Below are 21072 nucleotides of genomic sequence, written 5' to 3' on the forward strand. Positions count from 1 at the left end.
TGTATTTTTATCTGAGCGTGTAAAGAAGTATCCGTCTAATAAAATTGCGTTGATCATGGATGAAGCAAGATGGCATAAATCCAAGAAAAGCAAAGATTTTTAAACGGTGTTGCTACAAATTCAGAACGCTTATCTCAAGAGGTTCTTCAATCTGTATCATTCGAAGAAACAGAAAAATTTAAAAAATCTTTTGCTGCTGATCTTGACAAAGCAATAGAGTTATCTGAGCGTGAGGATATCGATTTTTCTGAATTGAGAAAAATTTTTTCTGAAACAACTAAAGCTCAAATTTTTTCTGTATGCTTAAAAAGTTTAAGGTATAAAGATCCTTCGAATATTAAAGATATAAAAGTTTTTGATCCCGAAGGTTCTTCCTTCAAAAATCAAGTTCCGTTTAATCTAATAAAATCTTCTATATCTTCTCTTGTTGATAAGATAGAACGATTTATGCCTCAAGTTAAAGCTTATGCAGGTATGAGTGAAATCGCTGAATTTGTTTCAAAGGTATCAGAGCAAGTGTTATTAGGAAATAATTTAACTCAAGAGAAAAAACTGACTTCTCTGCCTACGAAAAAAATGAGGATAGTTCCAAAATTCTAAACTATCAAATACAGTCATTAGAAAAATATTTTGAAGATTTTAAAAATTTCGTTTTATACAGACCAAAAAAATTTGAAAATTATAGATTGACGAACACTTCAACCAATTCTATTGCTCCAAAATTTCAGCCAAATTTGAAAAATTTTTCTTTTCCTCCTCCTGAATCTGGACTGTTAAAAAAACAAATTTTTGAAAAAGTATTTTGTGTCTCCGTGGAATCTGTGCGTCAACTTAATGATTCAAAGGTGAAAATTCCTCCTCCATCAGAATGTTTAGATAATTGGAATAATGTTTCTAACGACGGAAAATATGGTCCAAGTTTTGATTATCTATATGATTTTCAACGAAAAGAGATTCTTGATTCGATCTCTGAAATTCAACAAAAGACAATAAGTCTTCTGAAAAAATAAAAAAAAATTATTATAGCACACATCAATATGAAATGGTTATAATTTAAGCTAAATTTTCTGTAGTATTTGTATTCCCTTGGAATGAGCCATAAAAAAAGCCTTGAATCCTTCCACGCAGAAAAACGATCCACGTTTTCGAAAAAACTTTCGAGTATAAGACTTTTAGGCTGCTCTATCATTTTTATTGACGAAAGCGGATTTACTTGTGGTCTGCCAAAAACTCAAGGGGGGCTTTTTTGTTTCGGTGTCCACGATTGGGGGATTTCTTCCTGTGAGTTTGTTTCAAACTACTCTTAACGCAGCTGTTTTTGAATGCTTGGGTAATTCAAGATCTCCTTCCAAAAACAGCCTAAAAGTATACTCTTCTTGGATAACGTCTTTTCATAAGGCAATGTACAGCGCCCCCTTTTTCATGACTACAATTTATAACTATTTCTATTTTATATTGTGTACGCTAGAGGAAAGTCCTTGAGGCCTGAGCCAATTCTGTAAGGAAAATTAATATGAAAGAAACAGACCAATAACATTTTTTGTACAGTTTCAAAAAACAATTAAGAATTCGGTATAAAATGAATCAAAATAAACAAAATTGGGAACAAAATAAGAAAAGACCATTTCATATACGAAATATAGGAAGGCATAGAAACCCCTTGATGCTCTGCTATGCTTTTTACCAGTAAATTAGGTGCGTTTCCAATATATGTCATGGCTCCCATCATTACTGTTCCAAAAGCGATATGTTTTAACTGTATATTGGTTATGTTTTTAAATCCTCCAGCAATTTCTACAAACAGTACATAGGTAGGAGCGTTATCTAAAAAAGAAGAAAAAAATCCAGAAGTCCAAAAAAGTACTTTTGGGTTGTCTTGAATTCCAATACTTGAGCACGCTCCAGAAGTACTAAGCCAATGAACAACTGGAACTACGCACATGAAGAGACCGAAAAAAGTCCAGCTGAGCTCTTTTAATACGTGAGATGAAAAGCGGGGTAAATTTTTTCTTTTGTACTGAATGCCACACAACGTGATTCCCAAAACAAAAATTCGGTACACATCTGCGCTGTGAATAACCAAAGCTCCTGAAAAAATTTTCCATACCTGAGTACTATATTTTTGAATCAACACCACTACAGATATTAAAAAAATTAAGGAAAAAATATACTCCCAACCTTTTACCTGGATAGAAAAAGATGGTGAACTTAAAGAAAGATTTTCCCGACGATAAATTTTTTTGTCTATCAGGTAATACACCCCCAGTAACATCCCTGAAACACACAGACCTGCCCGTGTTAAATGCTGACTTGCCCAAAAAAAAGGAACACCTTTTAGAAAACCCAAAAGAAGTGGGGGATCTCCCAGAGAAGAAAAAATTCCTCCTACGTTAGCTACACAAAAAATCAAAAAAATCATAGTATGCACTTTATACCGACGATGCAGATTTAATTGCAAAATAGCATGAGTCCAAATAACACAAGCCCCTGTAGTCCCCAATATCGATGCCGTAAATATCCCGAAAAAAAGACTTAGAGTATTCCATTTTGGTAAAGGAGGAGCAAAAATATTAACATGAATACCACATGAAAAACCGTACAAACACCCAAGGAACAAAATAAAAGGAAGATATTCTGAATAAAAAGCTTCTAAAAAGTTTATTATAAGCTTTGTATTAATAAAATGGGCTGCTCCCACCGTTAGTACCACCAAACTCAAAATGTATTTTTGGTAATGACATTCCCATTGCTTTTTGGCCAATTGAGGCAAAAACGCCATAACACCCAACAAAACACAAAAGGGAGAGCTTAAAATTCCCCAGCACAAAAGATCTTGCACAACCTAGTACTTAGTTAACCTGGAACTACAAGAATATAAAATTTTTTCTTTGGTGTAAACGATGTTTAGTCTAAAAAGAGAAAAATTAAAATTTCTTAGTACTTAACCCATAACACTACCGCTTTCTTTTAGAAGGTTTGGTAATAAAATCTGCTGCACCCAAGATGTAACCCCCTTTGTAAGCCAGATATTAAACCAATTGCAATTATAGCTTTGCCAATTAAAGCGCCTATGGGATTTGTTCTCCCCCAGTCATGAGCGCCATAAAACCGCTTGCGTATAAAACGAAGGCTTGGAGCTTGTCTTTTTTAGGCACACCTCGTGAAATTTTTTCCACATTTTTTACATTTGTACCGCTTTTCCCCTCGAACAAAACCGCTTTTAAAGCAATCAGAACATTCAAAAAATTTACATACAATCATTTTTAGAAACTTTTAAAAGACTTCCTTTGCCAATTGCTAACAAAAAATATATTTAGTTAAAAGCTTCAAATCCTGACCTTCTAAGAATATCCAATCCTATCTTTTTTACTGCCATTCAGGAATTTTGCTCGCTCAGTAGGAATCTGGAAAGTTCTTAACATCTTGTGAAAAGGGTATTTCTGGTCAATTGGGACTCTGTTTTTTTACCCCACTTTATAACAGTACCAATGCCAACTTGAAATTGTTTATAAATAACTTACCATAACTATTTTATGTTGTGTATTCTATATCTTTATACATCCCGTCATTTGATCAAGATTTTTTTTCTAAACTCAAAGTATACCGCACCATTGTCCCGCGCTATGACAAAACGTCCGTAAATTTTCTTGGCTCTATTCACTTGGCTTCAATCGCCCTTTGGCTTAATTGAGGACACGGCATAGCTATAAAATTATCCTGCATCCAACATAATTTGTCACAAAAAAAAATGCTTACAATATCAAAATATTTAAGCATTTTTTAGTCTTTATTTGAAAAAATTATTTTATACTGGGATACTCAAGAATACTCTCCCCCATTAACTTCTGAAACTTTTTCCTTCAAGAAAATACGACGACGACGATAACGTCGCTTTAATGCTTTTACTTCCAATGCTTTTGCCATTTCCATTAACCCAGGATTTGCGTTTTCTTGCTTCACTTCACTTTTCTCAGCGCTGCAATCAGACTGATCAACAGCGGTTAATGTCAAATCGTCTTGGGAAGCAGGTGTAAACTGCTCAAGCCCCTCTTCACTAGGAATATTCACAGAAGAACTTTCTTCGATGCTCACTTTTTCTTTTATTTTTAGGTCCTGCGGAACAGATTTTTTACGACAAAACCTTTTAGTTTTTTTAACGGAACGTATCTTTTCAAGAGTGGGCTCCAAAACAGCAACAGAACCTTCAGAATCTACACTATCTTGTAAAGGGAGTTCAACTTTTTTGTTTTCTTTTTCTACTTTTTCAGTATTTTCCCCATCTGCTGAAAGAAAAAGAGGTTCTTTTGATTTTTCTTCTACTTTTTCCGTATCTGAAATTTCACAAGAACCAGAAGCCAAAAGAGAGACTTCATTAAGTTTTGGCGTGATACACATATCAACAGAATCGAATTTTCTTTCTGACTGCATCTGTAAATTTATAGAAATGCCCATATTGTTTTCTAATTCTGTTATGTATCTTCGGTACTGATTAATAAGAACATGTCCGATTTCCATAGAAACTTCTACCGTTAACTGACTAGAAGAAGACGCAAGAGACGCTTGACGCGCCATATTTCTTAATACTCTCATCGCTAAAGCGTTATCTGACAAAATATATCCATTGCCATGACATAAATGACACGGTTTTGAAATGCTTTCAAACAAGCCCTGCCGTAGTCTTTGACGAGACATTTCTAATAATCCAAACTGGCTAATTTTTCCCAACTGGATACGTGCCCTATCTGCTTTTAATGCCTCTTCTAAAAATTTTTCTACTTGCCCATACCGATGCAAGGGCATATCGATAAAATCAATAACGATTAATCCAGATAAATCTCTTAGTCTTAACTGTCTTCCAATCGCTTGAGCTGCCTCTAAATTAGTTTTTAATGCAGTTTCTTCCATGGCACGCTCTCTGATAGATTTTCCTGAATTCACATCGATGGAAACAAGCGCTTCAGTTTGATTGATAATCAAATATCCCCCAGAAGGAAGTGCAACATGAGGCTGATACAAATTGCTGATCATATCTTCCAATGCATATTTTTCAAACAGTGTACACTCTGTTTCTTGATACAACTTAACTCGCTTTCTGTGTGCAGGCATAAAAATCTTCATGATACTTTGAGCTTTTTTAAAACTTTCTTTGTCATCTACCCAGATTTCTTCAATATCGTTACTATAAAAATCCCGAAAGGCACGGTAAATTAAATCATTTTCTTCGCATAACAACGCAGGAACTTCTTTGGCATTTTTTGATAACTCTTCTATTTTTTTCCATACTCGAATCAATCGATCATAATCTCGCTTAAGTTCTTTTTCAGTACGCCCCAACCCGGCAGTACGCAAAATAACACTCATTCCTTCTGAGATTTCTAGATTTTCAGACATTTCTGTCAAATGCTTACGCTCAACTTTATCAGTGATCTTTCTAGATACTTTAACTTCTCCTGGACTATTTGGCATAAATACAACAAAACGCCCAGCAAAAGAAAGATATGTTGTTAGAGCGGCTCCTTTATTGCCCCGAGCGTCTTTGACTACCTGCACCAACATAATCTGTCCCTTTTTTATGACGTCTTGAATACGTAACGTGAAGGGTTTAGGGCGAGGAGCTTTTATTCCATCTGCTTCCTCTTGTACTGGTTTTTTTAATAACGAGTCTGAATTTTCTGATCCCTCTTGCAGTTCTGTTCCGTTTGAATTGTTTACTTCTTCTGTTCCATTTTTGTTTTCTGATGATCCTTTGTGCTGATAGTATCCTGGATGGATTTCTGAAAACGCTAAAAATCCTTGTTTTTTATCTCCAAACTCTAAAAAAGCAGCCTGTAAAGCTGCTTCTACCCGAGTTACTTGCGCCAAATATACATTTCCTTTTTTTAAACGTTTAAAAGAAATTTCATGATCGAATTCTTCTAAAATTCCGTCCTTAACAACTGCTACTCGCGTTTCTTCACCGTTAAAAGATCTATCAATAAGAAGTGCTTTTTTTAAATAACTTTCTTTCATTACTTTACCACACTAGGCTTGACGGATGCTTAACTGCACCTTTCCACTTTTATCTATATCCAGCACGCGCACTTGCACGGATTGACCTTCTTTAAGCTGCTCAGAAGGATGCGTTAATCGTTTTCCTGCTAAAATCTCAGTAACATGGACCAATCCATCTTGAGGAAATCCAAAATTTACAAAAGCACCAAAATCTAGTAACTTCTTAACAACACCGTCGTAAACGTTGCCCACTATCGGCCCTTGAGTTAAATTTTTTATAGCTTTTAAGGCGCACTCGGCATCTTCAGCACGATAAGAAAAAATACTTACCTGACCATCTTCACCGATATCAATCTTGGATTGACTAATATCGCACAGATGCTTGATGTTTTTTCCTCCAGGTCCCACAAGGTCCCTAATTTTATCTACGGGAATTTTAATACGACTCACCCGAGGAGCGTAAATGCTTACACTGTCCCTTGGAACACTAATTGTTTGCTCTTCCATAGTTTTTAAAATGTGTAGGCGACCTATTTTTGCTTGAGCCAACGTTCGCTCTATAACGCCAAAACTTAATGTATTGATTTTTAGATCTACTTGAAGCGCTGTAATCCCTTGTTCGGTACCTGCAACTTTAAAATCCATATCTCCTAGAAAATCTTCAGTTCCAGAAATATCCCACAAAACAACGTCTTCTTCTACGGAAGAATTTTTAGAAATCAATCCCATAGCAATTCCTGCCACAGGTGCCTTTAACCGAATTCCCGCATCCATTAAAGCAATAGAAGCACCGCAAACAGTTGCCATAGACGAAGACCCGTAAGATTCAGTGATCTCTGATGCAAGACGCACAGTGCAACTCAAATCTTTAGGAAGCAAATTCACAAGAGCTTTTTGTGCCAAACGTCCGTGACCGATCTCCCTTCGTCCTGGAGCAAACATTTTTCCAACCTCACCAACCGCGTAAGGAGGAAAGCTATAGTGAAGCATGAAATACTCTCGCTCTATCCCAGAAAGACGCTCTATCATCTGACTGTCGTCTTGACGACTTCCTAATGTAACCGTTACTAAAGCCTGGGTATGACCTCGTGTAAACAAAGCACTTCCATGACACCTTGGCAACAAACCAACTTCACAAAAAATCGGTCGAATTTCATCCCACCGTCTTCCATCTAGGCGTTTTTGTTTTTCGATAATATAAGTTCGTGCAGTTTTTTTCCATTTTTCATAAAAATAACTCTCGGCATGCTCTAAAGAGATTTTTCCATGCTCTTCACACAGCGTTTTCCAAGCAGACAAAATTTTTTCAAGATGAAGATGACGACCTTCAGGCAATATCACCTGACACGCATTATCTAGCTCTTCTTGAAGTTCGTTTGGAAAATCAAATTCCTCAGGTTTTGAAGATTTGTGAGAATGATGAGGAGATTTTACATTATCTTTAAGCCAATGAATCCCCTCAAAAACAGGATGAAGTGCTTGATGCCCAAATCTCAAAGCTTCTAAAATAAACTCTTCTGTGCACGAAGTCGCTTGACATTCTATCATAGAAGGACCAGAAGGCGTTGCCCCCATTAACACATCGAAATTTTCGTTAGGAGTATTCAGTGTGAATTGTCCATTTTTGTACCCAACACGAACTCCTGAAGAAATTTCTTGTATAGGCAGCCCAGAAATTGCCACTGCAGCAGAAGCACCTATCATAGACAATACTCCAGGATCTGTTTCCGTATCATAGCTAAGCACCGTGCACACAACCTGCACCTCATGAGAAAAGCCCTTTAAAAAAGAAGGCCTTAACATGCGATCGATGTACCTAGAAACTAAGGTCTCATACTCGGAAGGCTTACCTTCACGCTTAACAAATCCACCAGGAATACGTCCTGCTGAAGAAAATTTTTCTTGATAGTATACAGAAAGCGGAACCCCTCCTCCAAAAGATACCTCCTTTCCTGCACACACCGTACACAATATGACGGTATCTCTATGATAAACTGTTACTGCTCCCAAGGCACGTCGGGCAATACGCCCAACTTCCAACGTAAGAGGAGCACCCGCCCACTCTATCTCTTTTGAAACAATATTAAAAAAAGGGGATTCCGTTATCACCGACGCAACTCCAAGGCCGAAAGAACAGCTTTATATCGCGCTTCATCTTCTTTCTTTAAATAGTCCAACAAACGTCTTCTAGAGCTGCGTTGCCCTTCAAGACCGCGACGACTGCTTACATCATTTTTATGCTGCTTTAAGTGTTCAGAAATTTCAAAAATTCTAGCAGTACATAGTGCAATCTGTACCTCTGGACACCCCGTATCCCCAGCTTTTTTTTCAAAAGCTTCTATAATTTTTTTCTTCTTTTCATAAGACAAAGCCATTAATTATACCCCCTATTAACTTAAAAAATATCTTTTTGCAAACTTCCTTAATACCAGTATTACATATCCACAAAACAACGATACGGAACAAGGCTTCCTGCCTTCTCTTTAGCTAAACATATCATCTTTTCTTGATATTTACAAATCCAAAAATCAGAAAAAAACGGTAAATTTAAAGAAAGAGGAAGCCCATTCCACAGTTGTGTCTTTTGTGCTTGATTCACATCTATTACTGGAAACTCTAATCCGTAAATTATAGGACAAACCCAATTCAACGCCTCGTGGTAGCATTTTTGCGTTAACTCATCAACACCTATTGCTGTTTCCTGAGAAAAAGGCCCTACAGAGGTTCGAACCAACTTGGACACGTAAGCAAGAGTTCCCAGATTTTCCGCTAAATCTCTGGCAAACGCTCGTACATAGGTTCCGCTAGCACACGACATTTCAATTTCAATACTTTTTCCATCGTAATCTGAACACAATGTCAGTAAACTAAGGCTATGAATTGTGATAAGCTTTGAAGGAAGATCGAAGGTACACCCCTTGCGAGCCAAAGCATAAGCGGGAGTTCCATTAACCTTAACTGCAGAATACAAAGAAGGTTTTTGAAGAGAAGAACCAATAAAACTAGGCAATACTTTTTCTACCGCCTCATAAGTGGGGCGCACCGAAGATTCACCAATAACAACTCCAGTGGGATCTTGAGTATCCGTGGCTGTTCCCCAGACACAAGTAAAACGATAAGTTTTCGGAAACCTCAAAATAAAAGGAATAAGACGTGTGGCACAACCAAAAGCTACCGGAAGAACCCCTTCTGCAAAAGGATCTAACGTTCCTGCATGTCCAACTTTTACATTACTCTCAAGCCATCGCTTAATGGAACGATCAATACGCGTACATACAGTACCAGGGTGCTTCCAAACGTTCACCCAACCGTGTTTGCTCATCTCTTAACTCTTTACCCAAAAACTGTATAAGAACTCGTTTAATGTAAAAACAAAAAATCTCGCGTCCCCTAGGAGAGAGTCGAACTCTCATGCCCGTACAGGCAGTAGATTTTGAGTCTACCGCGTCTAACCAGTTTCGCCACCAGGGGATCGAGCATAATTATGCCATGAGAGTTTTTCATAGTCAAGACGGTAAAAAATTGATATCTGCTTAGTGCTACATTTTTTAGTTTGATTAAGAGTAATAATAATTCTAGTAGTAAGACAAAGTTTGGAATTTTTTTATCACTTCAGCTCTGATTTGCACTGACATTTTTTTGCTTCAAAATTAAAATTTTATCATCGAGCCTGAAAATAGCATTGAATGTCTCTGTCTTGGTATCACAGTATAATAAAATCTTTCCCCTGCCCTCCTTAATACAAATAATTAGGACTGCTAGAGAATACAACCAATAGTAAGAAGTCTGATACTGTTTGTGGAGGCTGTTTTATATCGGTACCGTGCAGGAATTTCGTGGCCGGAGAGGTGTGGCGATTTTAAAGCTATCCATCCACTTTACGAGGTATAGCCAAAAGGGAGTATAAAAAAGAGTCTTTTAGGCGCTGGCAAAAGACGCCAAAACGAGTACGCGATGATCGATTCCACGATTGTACGCGCCCACTAACACAGCGCAGAAACTAAAAAAGATGAAAAACAAGCTATTGGACGGGTAAGCGCTGAGATCCAGGAAATCTGTGATGCCCAACGCAATCCCATCACTTTTCACTTTACAAAAGGTCAGCCCCATAATTTGGAAGACGCCGATGCGTTGATCACCTCGTGAAGGCTAATTGCGGTGCTTGCCGATAAAGCGTATGATGCCAATGAAAGGAGGAGGCAAAACTCAAAGAAAAGGAGAGCGAGGCCGCAATCTCCCCTAAAAAGAATCGTTTGATGGCTTCAAATATTATGTACTGATCTTTCAATTCCGTCATTTGATCAAAAATTTCTTCGCTAAACTGAAAGCAATACCGCACCATTTCTAAGCACTATGACAAAACATTTGTAAAATTTTTGGGCACTATCTACTTGGCTTCACTTGTCGTTTGGCTTAATTGAGGACGCCGCCTACCTAAATTCAAATTTGTCTTCTTTTTAAAAATAAAAAAATTAACGTCTAAAAAAATTTAGTAATACTCAAAAAAATCTGGCCCAAACCAACCTTTGATTTACTCCTTTCCATCACCCCATTTGAAAAAGCAACCAACACTAAAACATTTTTAATAAGGTTCACGCAAAAAAACAATTTGGTACTCAAATACTCTATCCGTTTTTAATGTCTCCAAAAGCATTCCTCTTTCATAGAGCGCTTTTTTCATGTCTGACAACCAGTACACTAATCAGAGGATTCAGAAAGATTTTTTCTAAAACGATCCAAAATAATGACCTTAGAGTTTTTTTCTTGGTCAGAGTCCGAATGCACCAAAGTCTCTTCTTGAGCAGGATAAAATTGAAGAGCAAATTTTGCATCTGGATCAATAAAAGACCGCAATGCTTTAAAAGGTACAACGATCAAATGCTTATGTTCGTCGAAAGCTAGCTCTACAGAAAAAAGATCTTCCTTAATTCTTAAATTCCAAAACTGATCATGTAACAAAATAGTCATCTCCTCTGCATACCTAACACGCAAAGTTTTATCCATCTGAACACCAGAGACTCTAGGATCAAAAGTAAAATAAAGTTGAGGTTGTGTTTCTGTCTTTTTTGCAAGAAATTGAAGAGCCCTTCGAACAACGCTGTACTTTCCTTCTTCAACCCATAGATGATATTGCATTTTTCCTCCCCCAATCTTGGGAGCTTTTTGTTGCCCGGCGCTCCCAAAACCGCTGACTTAGTGTTAGTCTACTGGAGCGCTCTAAGCTGCTACAGCATACCCTACACGACCCGAAAGACCGCTGTTTGCAACGTTCTTTATGGATACTTTGCCAAATGCGTTGTTAAAGTTCGCATTTATGTTTTTGGCCCGAAACACTGGTACCATGGTGAACGAAAGCTATACAGTTCAACGCACGTCGATCCTAATTCGCCCCCACATAAAAAGAATACCCATCTTTTAAGGTGGAGGCGCCGGGCTCTGCCCCCGGGTCCGCAACGCTTACTTTCTATAGTGTTTATCGTTATAGCCAAATGGCTTTTTTACTCTAGCATATTTTTTATTTTAGGGCAATAGAGGTTAGGTGTTGAATGAAGAATTACTGAAAAAAATCTCACACCTATAAATCAGAAGTCCTTTCAAAATTTTAACCCCCTTGATCACCAAGATGGACGATATACAGAAGAAACTGAAGAAGGCTTATTTAAGCGAGCTCTTAAAGGAAACTTATACTTTAGCGTCAGCAACACCTGAGTATACACTGGACGAAGATTCACAAAAATAGCCCCTCCCAAATCGGAAAATGCAACTGTAGCCTTTTTTCTACCGCATATATTCGCAGTAATATCTATTCCCATTACAAACACAGAACTTACTTGAAAATCCGCCCCGACTCCAAGAACCACTCCTTTAAACCAATATACTCTAGAAGGCACTACAAGACGAGTTAAGCTGCTTCTTTCAAGACTAATTCCCGTACGCGTCATCATAAATCCAGACTTCGCATAAAAAAACGCACGTTGAACAAGGGGACCAAATCGAAGCCCAGTGCTTAAAAATCCCTTGTTTTTTACAAGTAACTTTTCTTCAAAATTCACCTGCGTTGGAACAGTATCTTCATCCTCAACAGGATAATAGTAACTTCCTGGGAACGAAAATTTTCCTATTGTTGTGCTTAATGAGCCATTCAAAAAGTATCCTAACATCCACCCCTTTCCAGGCTTGCCTGAAACTTTGAAATCATAGCCCATTTCTATACCTGCCATAAAACCATTCTGAGAAAACCCATCTTGGAGCTCGTCTGGGCAGATATACCCAACTCCCATGGGACCTTTGGGAATTTCAATATCTATCGCAGCCAGTTCGCTCCCTATGCCTTGAGTTGGACAATTGTTAAAAGCACCAGAACAATACCCCAAATTTAGCCCCATAAACCCGCCCTCTCGAGCACAGGGAACGCAAAAATTTTTAACGCAATAGGCTATTTGAGGATCAAAAGCAAGAATAGAAAAAATAAAAATTTTTGAAAAGTTTGTTAAATTTTGGAAAATCGTGGAGCACTCAAAAAAAAATTTCCTTTTTATCTCTTTTTTACATATTTTTGCGTTCAAAAAAAACTCTCTCCAGAACAAAAACACTTCCTTGGACACAACTCTTCCAAATAAAAGCCGCGTTACTGAAATGTCTTTAAAATCTCCAGATAAAAAAAACACTCTCATAACTCTCCTTAATTTTTTTTTTTAATTATTCATAAATCGTTTAGTTCTGTACAGTTAACTCCGTTAAAGACGAATATTCAAAAAAATGAGGTTAAAAAGCATCACCTGATTAATTTCAAACATGGAATAAGAACAATGACTTCTGTTAGACTAATTCATTTCATTTTTTTTCAAATCCAATAAAAAAGTTTTTTTATTAGCCAAAACAATAATTGCAAATAAAATAAATATTGAAATGTGATAGCACTATCTTTTTTAGATGTGGTCAGTATTTTATCGTTTGACAAATTGCTTCAACTAAAAACTTTTATTAAAACTAGCCATCAAAAATTTTATGCAATACCACTTAGAACTTTTTCCTTTCCACCCCACGCTTTCTTCTTTAGACTTGACGAAAAGCCAAACCAACGTTTATGATAAGCGCAATGATGGAGTTTGAAGTTTTTATGAAATTTTCCCCTATAGTAAGGTTTGCGCCAAGTCCTACAGGGTTTTTGCATTTAGGAAATGCCAGGATTGCGTTATTTAACTGGGTTTTTGCTCGAAAACATGGAGGGACTTTTATTTTACGCATTGATGATACAGATAAAGAGCGTTCTAAACCTTTTTATACTGAATCTTTGAAAAAAGATCTTCAGTGGCTAGGGATAGATTGGGATGTTTCTTTTTCTCAATCAGACAGGGAAGAGTTTTATACTCCTTATATCGAATCTCTGAAACATAACGGGTATTTATATCCGTGTTGCGAGACTGCTCAAGAATTAGAAGCGCAAAGAGCTAGTCTTCGCTTAAATCATCACGCTCCTGTTTTTGATAAAGAAAAGCGTCGAATTGACAATACTCGTCCAAAACATTGGCGCTTTTCCCTTAGAAAAGAAAAAATCTTTTGGAACGATGCCTTGCAAGGAGAGTGTCATTATGACACTTCTCACATCAGTGACCCTATTGTGATTCGAGAAGACAGAAGCTTAAGCTATCTGCTGACCAGTGTACTAGATGATCAAGATCCCCAATATCCAATAACCCATGTAATTCGCGGAATGGATCATTATGTGAATACAGCCATCCAGTGTCAAATATTTGAAGCGCTGAAAAAAGAATGTCCTACGTTTATTCATTTACCTCTTTTACAACAGCACACCGGAGAAAAATTTTCAAAGCGTGAAAAAGGAAGCGGAATCCAAGATTGGAGAGCTGCCGGAATATTTCCTGAAAGTATTTGTCAAGTTCTGCTAAATTTATCTTGTGAGAATTCTGAATTAACAAAGACTTTTGAAGAAAGAGTATCAAATTTCTCTTGGGATTCTTATTCAAAAGCTTCCCAGGTTCGCTTTGACCTTGAAACCATTTGGAGCGCATCCAATCATTATTTTTCCGCGCTATCTTGGGAATCTCTCCAGCCTTATTTACTTGATTTCCCTTGTAAAAATTTGACAAAAGCGCATTGGCAGTGTATTGCTCCAAATATTTATTCTTTTTTGGATATTCAAGCTTGGGATAAAGTTTTTGGTCCGCACTGGCATGCTAAACAGGGAAATACGGAAAATTCTTGGGAAAATTTGCTTCAAAATCCTTTGTATTTAGAAGCTGCATTATTTCAATGGAACCAGGTTTTTAACCCCATTGCCTCTGCTCAGCAAGAAATATGTTGGAAGGAATTATGGAAAAATTGGACGAAACTTCTTGCACAGCAATTTTCCGTTAAATCGTTTGAGGTTTGTAACTCTTTGCGTTGGATTCTAACAGGAAAAGCCAAAGGCCCCCCTATGATTCAAATTTTTCCTTTAATAGGGGGCCTTTGTATTGAGCATAGGTTAAAATCATTTTCTAGAGAGATCTTAGAAAAAACAGAGCGTAAATTTTAAAATAAAAAAAGTGAAATAAAAAAAGTGTAATAGTCTTATTTCTAAAGTGAAGGAAAGTATACTTTTTGTTTTGTTAAATTTTTTCTGTATGGCCTAGTAAATTAAGGAAAGTTGTGGTAAAATTTTGCGGTAAAATATTTACGTTAAAGACCAGATGAATCATTTTGCAAAACCGAGATTTTTTTCCAAAGTTTGTCGACGATATGGGGAGGTTTTGCTTGGTGCGTCTCAACCTTTATTGGATACGGTGATTGAAGAACTTGCTTCGGTAAGAATTTGGTTTCATGAAAAGCAGGTTTTGTGGAGACTATTATGCGCCGTTCCATCTTTGAAACAGATTGGCGAAGGTATTTTAGAACAATGTAGAAAAAGCACTGGTCCGTGGAGCTCTGTTACAGAAAAATTGCTCTATCTTCTTTACAAAGAACATAGGATGAGTTTTTTGTGGGATTTATTGGCTTACCTAGAAGATAGAAAGCAAGAAATAGAAAACGTTTACGTTACAACAGCTGTTGTTCTGCCAGAGCATGTTATTTCTTGGTTTGTTGAATGGTTTAAAGTGCACCACCACGTGAACGTTCGCATTCATCAATTTATGAATGTGGACCTTATTTTAGGAAGCATGATTATATGGCGTAACATACTTATCGATTTTTCCTTAGCTCCAAAATTGCGTATTATAGAACGCACCATGGCAAAAGATTTGAATTTTGAGCTTCCAAAATCTTTTTTTTAAATAGTTATTAGGCCATCTTTGGAGAAAAATAACGGTTGTTTAAGGTTATTGATTTTTTGTTTACTTGTTAGATATCTTGAAAAAGTCACTCAAATGCCATTTCTAACTCTTTAGAATTAGGCTGTGTCCTAAATTAAGCCAAGAGACAATTGAAACCAAGTGAATAGCGCCTAGAAAATTTACGGACGTTATCATAGCGCGGGGCAATAGCTTTGCATTGCTTTCAGTTTAGCGAAGAAATTCTTGATCAAATGACGGAATTTAAAGATATTTTTCATAATTATGAAGCCCAAAACGGTTCTTTTTAGGAGAGAGTCATTGCCTCATACAAAATTCCATTACTTAATGGACAGGTTGGGTGCATTACAAATTGAACGCACCGCAACATCAAGTAGCGCCAGCATTAATTGGTATAACTTACTTTCAAGATTTTCTATTTTCGCGCACATCTAAGTATTCAGGATGTTTTACTTGATATGTAGAAACAACTTCTCTACAGGGGGTAAATCAGGTGAATAAGGGGAAAGTATAAACTCTACTTGATCCATGATCAATGCTATCTTATCATTCACAAATACTTTGACTAGCTCAGACAAATATGTATTCATACATGCTGAATCACCATGCGGCATGATTACACTAAAATGCTTCCCTGCAGAATTTATATCCAAACAATCGCCCCCTAGGCCTAGTGATTGCTAAACCAGCCATGCGCTTTTCTAGAATGAGTTCCAAAACTTGCTTCATCAAAAAAAACGACCTTTGTGGCCTGCGCCTTTTCTATAAACTCATTTATATTTTTTTAAACTCAGCTACCTGTTCTGCTTTTTGTTTAAAATGTTGAGGGCGCGGAGTTGTATAGTAATTTAGGTTGAATTAGGTATAATTTTTTCTTAAAATCAAAGGAAAATAACAAAAAGCTGCAGCAACGATTTAAGACAAAGAGTAATAGAATATTTAGATGAGGAAAGCGGGTATATTGAAGCATCGCAACTATATACTTCGGCTATTTTACTGATCTTGTATTTTTTAGCTGAGTATTACAGTCTGAAATTCTGCAATTTTCTCCCCAACAAAGCATCTTTTTCAATCCGTTTTAAATTTTGGAGTGCGAATTCAACAACATAATCTTCTATTAATTTCGACGTACAGGCTATTCTTTGTCCTTATAATTTTCATTATAAATTTATTATACACTCTTCCTCAAATTTATGTATCTCTGTTCATTTAGTGATAGGATTGGGTATAAGCTTTCAAAAACGCCTATGTAATAGATTGAAATCGCCAAAGGCTAAATTTCTCCTCGGGATCCTTTCCCCTACCCCACTTTATTTTAACGCATATTATCTTTTCAAAAAATACAGAAAAAATTAAATTAATTAAGGACTGGTCTTAGTGGATTAACACGATGGAGTGTTCATCAAAAAAGATGCTTTGCTTATGCTTTAGAAGCGAAGGAGGGGAGGAAAAAAGATTTCTTAAAAAAATCTTCAAACATATTTTTCAAAAAACATAATGACTTTTTACTACCATTTATTTTATGTGGACTGTTGAGAATATCGTTTATGAGGCGTTGTTTTTATTTTTTTAGAACAGAAAATATTATTTTATGTTTCTACAAACAAAATGAAATTTTAATATTATTTTTGCTTAGTCATGTTTAGGCTTTATTCCAATGGCACCTAACTTGGTGTACAATATTTTTCGTAAAACTCAAGTAGTTTGGCGAATTTTTTTATGTTTAGTGTCTTTTTCTTGCTTTAACATTTTTTTTTAATGATATTTTAAATTTGGTCTGTTCTTGTTTTGTATCTGATCGTTTGAATCCGATTTGAAGGAAGATTTTTAACTTTCTCAATGTATTCAATTTTAAGATTAATAAAAAATCATCAGATAGAAACGTCGTAAGTTTTCTTCTAATTCTTGCAATGCTATGCACTTTGTAGAACGCTTCGTGAAATCTCTAAATCGTATACTTTTATAACACGTTTTATTATGCATTTATTAATCATTATAAATAAAATCTTTAGGATTTTCATTTTTTATAAGTTGTTAAAATGATTTTAGTCTATCTTATACGATACCAACTAAATAAAATGACTTTTACTATAAAGAATAGAAAGCTTTATCTGCAAGATCTTTAGGCGCAAACTTTAGTAAAAGCAAGTAAAACAGTAAAACTTTCTACCTTCTAAAAAGTCCATATTAGTTATTAGGAAGGAAATTTGTTAAACGGCCGTCATAAAAGTGATTTCAAGGTAGAACGCGTATAATTTTTTCATTCGTTCGTTGGGGATTGTTTTTATATTGACTTTTCATTAAGGCATGCTAATTAACCCTTAAGAGGCCTGGATAATCTTGTCCCCATGTGTGGATATTTTGTAGATAACTCTTATTATTTTTTGCAAAAACCCCTTGATTTCCAAGGACAAATTGAGTGTTTTTGGGGTGTGGATAACTCTGTGGAGAAAAAACCCAAATTATCCCATTGACTCCCAGATATTCCCATGCAATGCTTAATACAGTCATAAGGTGTGATTTTATAAATAAGTGCAATTATTTTTATCAACTTTTCAAAATAAGATCGATAAAAAAGGGCGTGTTTCGGTTCCTGCTTCTTTTAGAGCAGTTTTAAGTGAGCAAGCTTTTCAGGGAATTGTTGTATTTCGCTCCTTAACACTTCAAGCGATTGAAGGATTTAGTATGGCGCGCATGGAAAAGCTTAGTCAGGATTTAGACCAATTGGACGTGTTTTCTCAAGATTATGAAGATTGGACAGCAAGCATTTTTGCAGATTCTCACCAACTTCCTTTTGATTCTGAAGGGCGCGTGCAATTACCCGAATTTTTTTGTACTTATGCCGGAATCACCGATGTGGTGGCATTTATTGGAAGAGGAAAAAGTTTTCAGCTCTGGAATCCTTCTACATTTTTAGATTATCAAAACTCAGCTCGAAATCGCTTAAAAAATAAAGAACACGGCTTAAGAGCAATGGTGTAAAGACAGATGCACATTCCTGTACTCTTTCAAGAAATTAATTGTTTGTTAAAAACATTAAAAGAGATACCTTCTTTTCCTGTAGTGGTGGATGGAACTTTTGGAAGGGGGGGACACACAAATCTTTTGCTAAAACACTTTCCCGAAAGTAAAATTTTTGCTTTTGATCAAGACCCAGAAGCCATTAATTGGGGAAAATCTCAAAATTTCTATAAAAATATTTTATGGGTACAGGACTGTTTTTCTAATTTTGTTCATCACATTCATGAGCCTATATCCGGGATGATATTAGATTTGGGAGTTTCTTCCCCTCAATTAGATCAACCAGAAAGAGGATTCTCTTTTCGGTCTTGTGGACCTCTAGATATGCGTATGAGCAAATCAGGAATTACAGCAAAAGATATATTAAAAAATGCGTCAGAAAAAGAATTGAGTAATATATTTTGGACGTATGGTCAAGAACGTCGCGCACGTTATTTTGCAAAAATCATAAAAAATCATAAAGGACCTTTAGAAACCACTACAGATTTAGCGCAATGCATTTGTAATGCTTTGGGGATCAGAAAAAAAACATTTGATCTTCACCCAGCTACACGTGTATTTCAAGCATTGCGTATTGTCGTAAACCGCGAGCTGGAGGTGTTGTTTCAAACTCTTCCTAAAGCTATTTCTTCTTTGGCACCTTTTGGTATCTTAATTGTGATTAGTTTTCATTCTTTAGAAGACGGCATTGTAAAACGAGCCATTCAAGCTTGTTCTAAAGACCAGTATCGATTTTCAAAAAAACCTATAATTCCTACTGATTTGGAAATCAAAGAAAATCCCAGATCGCGCTCTGCCAAATTGCGCTGGGTGCAACGGTGTGAGGCCTTGTTATGAATCTAGCACACACTACGTTTTTTTGTGAAAAAATGTTATCAAGAATAATTTTAATAAAAATAGTAAATTTTTGTGTTGAAGCGCTAACGATCGTTGTTCAGGTTCAATACAGTTAATAAGAGGTGGATTTATGAAAATTGTGTTATGTTCGTCCTTTATAATGGCCACATTGTCAGGGATGTTTTTATTTCATGTAAAATATCAGGTCATGGCGTTAGAGCGAGAATATCAAACCGCCCAAAGTCAATGCGTTCAATTAGAGGAACAAATTTCTATTCTTCAAAGTCAGTGGTGCTATTTAACACGTCCTGAGCGAGTTGAAGCATTAATTAATCATCATTGGTCTCATTGGGGAAAACTAAATTTAGATCAAGTTATACAGTGGCCAAATACAGTCTTTGTCGCAAAACAAGGTTCTGATTCCTCTTCTGGGACTCATTTCTAGGTTAACGAATAAAAATCATTAAATCAACTCAATAAAAGGAGCCAACATTGTCTTTTTCTTCTTGTCTTATTTTGGGAGAGTTACAAGATAAACTTCAAGATGTTCTTGATTATCCTATTGGAATCTATGACAGCGGATTGGGCGGAATAAAAGTACTTTTAGACCTATATCGAGCTATGCCCGACAGACGTTTCGTGTATTTTGCAGATTTGCATCATATGCCTTATGGAGAGCGATCCTCTGATTCTGTTGTGCAATTATCTCAAAACAATGTAAAATTTTTAGAAAAACAAGGATGTATTCTAATTGTTGCTGCCTGCCATACCAGTACGACGTGTTTAAAAGCCAACAATATTGTGCCTTCAAATTACTTTATAAGCATGGCAGAAAGTTTGTACGCAGTAATTCAAGAGGCGGTTTCAGAACAATGTATTTCAGAAGTTACAGTTTTAACAACTCAGCGAACTCTTGATAGTGGCGTGTATCAAGCTCATTTGCTTCAAAAGATGCCTAGATTGACTCTTCATGTTGTGGCTTGTCCTTCATGGGTATTGGCCATTGAATCCCAAGATGAAGACGAAAAATACAAGGCAGTTAAAGAAATATTGCCTTATATTTATAACACTTCTGCTATTGTTTACGGGTGTACGCATTTTTCTGAGATGGATGCAGTATTAAAGGCCTGCCTTCCTTCTAAGTGTTTAAGATTAGATCCCAGTTCTGCACTATGCGGGGCTCTTAAGCGTAAAGGAGGAAGAAAGCCAAAAAATTTAATAGATTCAAATCAGATTCGAGTAATTACGAATGGGGCGCTTGCACCCCAGTTAGAACACTTTATTAAACACTTTTCAGGAAAATGTTCTGGGGTTGAGTATATTTCTCCAACAAAACTTTGGAAGTCTGTAAATTTTTTTGACGTTAGTTAAAAGTGCTGTGGTTTAGATTTATGGATTAAAATTAAGCGTATTCAATATTTTTTGAAATGAGGGATTTGACGTAGTGAAAGTCATTAATAAATTGAACTTTATTAGAATTCTTCGTAAACTGTTACTTAACTAACTCCATAGTATAGATAGCAAAAATAAGATTAAAATCTAAGTCCAAATCTTCTTCTATTTCTGCAGCGATGATCATACTCCCCCTCACTTTTTTTCAGGTAGTTTAAAAGATCGCTGAAATCAAAGAATAAGAGTTTATCTTTGATCCACCTGAGTCCCCTTGTGAAGTATGAATACAAAGATGAATAGAAAGGCGCTCTGACTGTTTTTTTGTAAGCAATTTCTTGTGTAAGGCCCGTTATAGAAGCGTATAAAATCGTCATAAGTTTGGAAAGTCTTCCCAAATCTTTCATAGGGGTATTTTCAAAGTTAACCCCTTGCGTTTTCATAGTTCTGAACAGCCGTTCAATATCCCATCTTTGTTTGTTTAGTACCCGGTCTTTATCTTGAGCAAAATGACAAGGTACGCATCTTTAATCTTTTTACC

At 36.2% G+C, this 21072-nt stretch carries 19 protein-coding genes, 1 tRNA gene and 1 other RNA gene; 9 read left to right on the forward strand and 12 right to left on the reverse strand.

Annotated features, from left to right (window positions below):
* The first annotated feature begins 252 nt into the window (after positions 1 to 252).
* From K737_RS03525 to K737_RS03535, 3 genes are all read left to right on the forward strand, one after another.
* Positions 253 to 600, forward strand: coding sequence for a hypothetical protein (locus tag K737_RS03525; protein WP_006288261.1), 348 nt, complete (start codon positions 253 to 255; stop codon positions 598 to 600).
* Between the two features lie 86 nt (positions 601 to 686).
* Positions 687 to 1010: a hypothetical protein gene (locus K737_RS03530; protein WP_006288252.1), complete on the forward strand. Its 324-nt coding sequence runs from the start codon at positions 687 to 689 to the stop codon at positions 1008 to 1010.
* A gap of 81 nt (positions 1011 to 1091) precedes the next feature.
* Positions 1092 to 1307, forward strand: coding sequence for a hypothetical protein (locus K737_RS03535; protein ID WP_023492322.1), 216 nt, complete (start codon positions 1092 to 1094; stop codon positions 1305 to 1307).
* A 254-nt stretch (positions 1308 to 1561) separates the two neighbouring features.
* Here the strand turns inward: K737_RS03535 and K737_RS03540 are convergent, their stop codons facing one another.
* The 11 genes from K737_RS03540 to K737_RS03590 form a co-directional block, all read right to left on the reverse strand.
* Entirely contained in the window at positions 1562 to 2839 is a 1278-nt protein-coding gene (locus K737_RS03540) for a sodium:proton antiporter (protein ID WP_006288250.1), read from the reverse strand.
* Between the two features lie 229 nt (positions 2840 to 3068).
* A complete protein-coding gene (locus K737_RS10360; protein ID WP_006288249.1) occupies positions 3069 to 3257 on the reverse strand; it encodes a hypothetical protein in 189 nt (62 codons plus the stop codon).
* Positions 3258 to 3819: 562 nt separating this feature from the next.
* On the reverse strand, positions 3820 to 6009 hold the full coding sequence (locus tag K737_RS03550) for an Rne/Rng family ribonuclease (protein WP_006288247.1): 2190 nt from the start codon (positions 6007 to 6009) through the stop codon (positions 3820 to 3822).
* A 12-nt stretch (positions 6010 to 6021) separates the two neighbouring features.
* A complete protein-coding gene (pnp, locus tag K737_RS03555) occupies positions 6022 to 8100 on the reverse strand; it encodes a polyribonucleotide nucleotidyltransferase (protein WP_006288245.1) in 2079 nt (692 codons plus the stop codon).
* Positions 8097 to 8366 (reverse strand): 30S ribosomal protein S15, encoded by a 270-nt coding sequence (rpsO, locus tag K737_RS03560; RefSeq protein WP_006288243.1) that lies wholly within the window; start codon positions 8364 to 8366, stop codon positions 8097 to 8099. Before rpsO ends, pnp begins: the two co-directional genes overlap by 4 nt.
* Before the next feature lie 59 nt (positions 8367 to 8425).
* Positions 8426 to 9295 (reverse strand): tRNA pseudouridine(55) synthase TruB, encoded by an 870-nt coding sequence (gene truB, locus K737_RS03565; RefSeq protein WP_200863606.1) that lies wholly within the window; start codon positions 9293 to 9295, stop codon positions 8426 to 8428.
* A gap of 82 nt (positions 9296 to 9377) precedes the next feature.
* Positions 9378 to 9462: transfer RNA gene (locus K737_RS03570), tRNA-Leu, on the reverse strand.
* A gap of 447 nt (positions 9463 to 9909) precedes the next feature.
* Entirely contained in the window at positions 9910 to 10080 is a 171-nt protein-coding gene (locus tag K737_RS11110; RefSeq protein WP_235075681.1) for a hypothetical protein, read from the reverse strand.
* A 609-nt stretch (positions 10081 to 10689) separates the two neighbouring features.
* Positions 10690 to 11127: a ClpXP protease specificity-enhancing factor SspB gene (locus tag K737_RS03580; RefSeq protein ID WP_006288238.1), complete on the reverse strand. Its 438-nt coding sequence runs from the start codon at positions 11125 to 11127 to the stop codon at positions 10690 to 10692.
* Between the two features lie 16 nt (positions 11128 to 11143).
* Positions 11144 to 11524: a transfer-messenger RNA gene (gene ssrA / locus K737_RS08020) on the reverse strand.
* An 82-nt stretch (positions 11525 to 11606) separates the two neighbouring features.
* Positions 11607 to 12665, reverse strand: a complete 1059-nt coding sequence (locus K737_RS03590) for a hypothetical protein (RefSeq protein ID WP_023492335.1) — start codon at positions 12663 to 12665, stop codon at positions 11607 to 11609.
* Between the two features lie 446 nt (positions 12666 to 13111).
* On the opposite strand from K737_RS03590, the gene K737_RS03595 reads away from it, so the two are divergent.
* From K737_RS03595 to K737_RS03625, 6 genes are all read left to right on the forward strand, one after another.
* Positions 13112 to 14530, forward strand: coding sequence for a glutamate--tRNA ligase (locus K737_RS03595; RefSeq protein WP_161630428.1), 1419 nt, complete (start codon positions 13112 to 13114; stop codon positions 14528 to 14530).
* A 154-nt stretch (positions 14531 to 14684) separates the two neighbouring features.
* On the forward strand, positions 14685 to 15266 hold the full coding sequence (locus K737_RS03600; RefSeq protein ID WP_006288233.1) for a F0F1 ATP synthase subunit delta: 582 nt from the start codon (positions 14685 to 14687) through the stop codon (positions 15264 to 15266).
* Between the two features lie 2550 nt (positions 15267 to 17816).
* Complete coding sequence (gene mraZ / locus K737_RS03610) at positions 17817 to 18266, forward strand: division/cell wall cluster transcriptional repressor MraZ (RefSeq protein ID WP_006288229.1); 450 nt, start codon at positions 17817 to 17819, stop codon at positions 18264 to 18266.
* 6 nt (positions 18267 to 18272) lie between these two features.
* Positions 18273 to 19142, forward strand: a complete 870-nt coding sequence (gene rsmH / locus K737_RS03615; protein ID WP_006288228.1) for a 16S rRNA (cytosine(1402)-N(4))-methyltransferase RsmH — start codon at positions 18273 to 18275, stop codon at positions 19140 to 19142.
* Positions 19143 to 19272: 130 nt separating this feature from the next.
* Positions 19273 to 19587 (forward strand): cell division protein FtsL, encoded by a 315-nt coding sequence (gene ftsL / locus K737_RS03620; protein WP_024161425.1) that lies wholly within the window; start codon positions 19273 to 19275, stop codon positions 19585 to 19587.
* A gap of 47 nt (positions 19588 to 19634) precedes the next feature.
* On the forward strand, positions 19635 to 20513 hold the full coding sequence (locus tag K737_RS03625; protein WP_006288226.1) for a glutamate racemase: 879 nt from the start codon (positions 19635 to 19637) through the stop codon (positions 20511 to 20513).
* A 161-nt stretch (positions 20514 to 20674) separates the two neighbouring features.
* On the opposite strand, the gene K737_RS03630 is transcribed toward K737_RS03625, so the two are convergent.
* Positions 20675 to 20974, reverse strand: a complete 300-nt coding sequence (locus K737_RS03630) for a hypothetical protein (protein ID WP_024161426.1) — start codon at positions 20972 to 20974, stop codon at positions 20675 to 20677.
* Positions 20975 to 21072: the final 98 nt, after the last annotated feature.

The sequence above is a fragment of the Holospora undulata HU1 genome (assembly GCF_000388175.3).
Lineage (GTDB): Bacteria > Pseudomonadota > Alphaproteobacteria > Holosporales > Holosporaceae > Holospora > Holospora undulata_A.